General features: G+C 70.3%; 4 protein-coding genes. All 4 read right to left on the reverse strand.

Features of this window, described 5'->3' with window-relative positions; genetic code table 11:
• Positions 1-804: DEAD/DEAH box helicase (locus tag Q2100_RS30815; RefSeq protein ID WP_302917066.1), on the reverse strand; the 804-nt coding region annotated here is incomplete at its 3' end.
• Positions 788-1,738 (reverse strand): twin-arginine translocase subunit TatC, encoded by a 951-nt coding sequence (tatC, locus tag Q2100_RS30820; RefSeq protein ID WP_264012753.1) that lies wholly within the window; start codon positions 1,736-1,738, stop codon positions 788-790. The genes tatC and Q2100_RS30815, both read right to left, overlap by 17 nt.
• A gap of 78 nt (positions 1,739-1,816) precedes the next feature.
• A complete protein-coding gene (tatA, locus tag Q2100_RS30825) occupies positions 1,817-2,083 on the reverse strand; it encodes a Sec-independent protein translocase subunit TatA (RefSeq protein WP_264012754.1) in 267 nt (88 codons plus the stop codon).
• A gap of 29 nt (positions 2,084-2,112) precedes the next feature.
• Positions 2,113-2,684: helix-turn-helix transcriptional regulator (locus Q2100_RS30830; protein ID WP_302917067.1), on the reverse strand; the 572-nt coding region annotated here is incomplete at its 5' end.

Below are 2,684 nucleotides of genomic sequence, written 5' to 3' on the forward strand. Positions count from 1 at the left end.
GGCACCCACCGACCGGCCCCGGTGCGACGACCGGCCGCCGCGCCCCCGCGGCTGCCAGTCCGAGAGCCGGTCGGCCTCCCTGCGATGGGCGATGTGGCGCAACAACTCCGGATCGACCACGAGTTCGCGCCCACGGGCGGACGGGTCGTGGGCGCGGTAGTCGAACAGGTCGAACAGCCGCTTTCCGACCAGCACGTGCTGCCACAGCGGCACCGGCCGGTGCTCGTCGACCACCACGGTGGTGTCGCCGCGCACCGTCTGGATCCAGCCGCCGAACTCCTCGGCGTTGCTGACGGTGGCCGACAGGCTGACCAGCCGGACGTCGTCGGGCAGGTGCAGGATCACCTCCTCCCACACCGCCCCGCGCATCCGGTCAGCGAGGAAGTGCACCTCGTCCATCACGACGAACGCGAGTCCGCGCAATGCCGGCGAATCGGCGTAGAGCATGTTGCGCAGCACCTCGGTGGTCATCACCACCACGTCGGCGTCACCGTTGATCGACTGGTCGCCGGTGAGCAGTCCGATGCGCGCCGCGCCGTACCGCGCCACCAGATCGGTGTGCTTCTGGTTGCTCAGCGCCTTGATCGGCGTGGTGTAGAAGCACTTCCGGCCCGCGGCCAGCGCGAGGTGCACGGCGAACTCACCGACGACCGTCTTGCCCGCGCCGGTCGGCGCGCACACCAGCACACCGTGACCGTTCTCCAGCGCCCGGCAGGCCCGCAGCTGGAAGTCGTCGAGCGCGAACGGCAGCGCTGCGGTGAAGTCGGCGAGTTCGGTCGCCGCCGACTCAGGTGGATTCGTCATCGATCGTGACCCGGGAGGGCGACGGCACCGCCGACGGCGCCTCGATCGGATCGGCGGCGCCGATCGGCGCGGCCTCGTCTTCGGGAACGTCCTCGAGCGCTTCGCGCTTCGCCTTGCGCCTGTCGTGGATGCGGGCCACCTGGATGGCCAGCTCCAGCAGCACGGTCAGCGCACCGGCCAGTGCGAGCATCGTGAACGGATCGGACCCGGGCGTGGCGAACGCGGCGAAGACGAACAGCCCGAAGATCATGCCCCGGCGCCACGCCTTGAGCCGCTCGTAGGTGAGGACGCCGATCAGGTTGAGCATGATGATCAGCAGCGGGAATTCGAAGCTGATGCCGAACACCAGCAGCAGGTTGATCAGGAAACCGAAGTACTGGTCGCCGGACAGCGCGGTGACCTGCACGTCGCTGCCGACGGTGAGCAGGAAGCCCAGCGCCGTCGCCAGCACCACGTAGGCCAGCACCGCGCCACCGATGAACAGCAGCGCGCCGATGGCCACGAACGCGGTCGCGAACCGGCGCTCGTTCTTGTAGAGCCCGGGGGTGATGAACGCCCACACCTGGTGCAGCCACACCGGGCAGGCCAGCACGATGCCGGCCATCAGGGCCACCTTGAGGCGGAGCATGAACTGGTCGAAGGGCCCCGTCGCCAGCAGGCGGCACCCGCCGCCGGGGGTGATGTCGGCACGCGCGTAGTCGGGCAGCGCACAGTAGGGGCCGCGCAACCATTCGCCGAGGCTGTGCATGCCGAAGATGCCGTGGGTGTACCAGAAGAACCCGAGGATCGTCGTCAGCACCACCGCGGCGGCCGCGATGAGCAGCCGGTTGCGCAGTTCGGCGAGGTGTTCGACCAACGACATGGTGCCGTCGGGATTGGCTCGGGCGCGCCGGCGGCGCGGATCGAGCTTCCTGAGAATCGGAGGGGTCTGCAACGGCCTGCCTAGTGGATGCGACCTATGAGCACAGCCTGACGACCGCGGCGCCGGGCCGCGTCACACGAGACGGTGGGGTCAGGCCGGGCGCTTGTCGGACGACGGTTCGGCGGCCGGTGCCGGGTCGGCGACGTCGACGCGCTCGGAGGCGATCGGCGTGGCCGGGCCGGGCGTCTCGGGCTTCGGCTCGGTCTTGCCGTCGGCCTGCATCTCCTTGATCTCCGACTTGAAGATCCGCATCGACTTGCCCAGCGAGCGTGCTGCATCCGGCAGCTTCTTGGCGCCGAAGAGCAGCACGAACACCGCGATGACGATTACCCAGTGCCAGGGTTGTAGACCGCCCATGTTGGTCACCTCCAAAGTCTGGGCCGAGTCTACCCGCCTGCGTCGCCGTCCTCGTAGGCGCGCAGCGCCGCGGACGCCGATTCCTGGACCCGGCGGGCCAGCGCCTCCGGGGCGAGCACACGTACCGCCGGCCCGAAGCCGAGCACGAAGCGGGCCATCCAGGCGTCGGACGCGTAGGTCATCGCGGCTTCGCAGGCGCCGTCGGGCAGCTCGCGCACCACCCGCAACGGGTAGTAGTCGAACATCCACGACGCGGACCGGTCGACGAGCAGCGTCGCCGACGGCAGCGCCGCATCGGCGGTGTCGGGGTCGAATAGCGAGGTGTCGGGCCCCGCCTCGACCGCGGGCGGCGGCGGCACCGCGGGCTCGTCGAGTACGCGGGCCTCGACGATGCGGTCGAAGCGGAACAGCCGGACGCCTTCGGCCGACCGGCACCACGCCTCCAGGTAGCTGTTGTCGCCGACGAGCACCACCCGGATGGGATCGACGACGCGGCTGGTCAACACGTCATGGGAGGCGGAGTAGTACTCGATGCTCAGCGCGCGGGCGTTGCGCACCGCGGCGCGCACCGCGGCGGCCGCCTCGCTCTCCGCCGGGGCGC

The organism is Mycolicibacterium arseniciresistens (genome assembly GCF_030519285.1).
GTDB classification, from domain to species: Bacteria; Actinomycetota; Actinomycetes; order Mycobacteriales; family Mycobacteriaceae; genus Mycobacterium; species Mycobacterium arseniciresistens.

What these genes read in the sequence shown, in the direction of transcription:
- tatA (WP_264012754.1), bottom strand. Translation starts at nt 2,083, where the DNA reads ATGGGCGGTCTACAACCCTGGCACTGGGTAATCGTCATCGCGGTGTTC.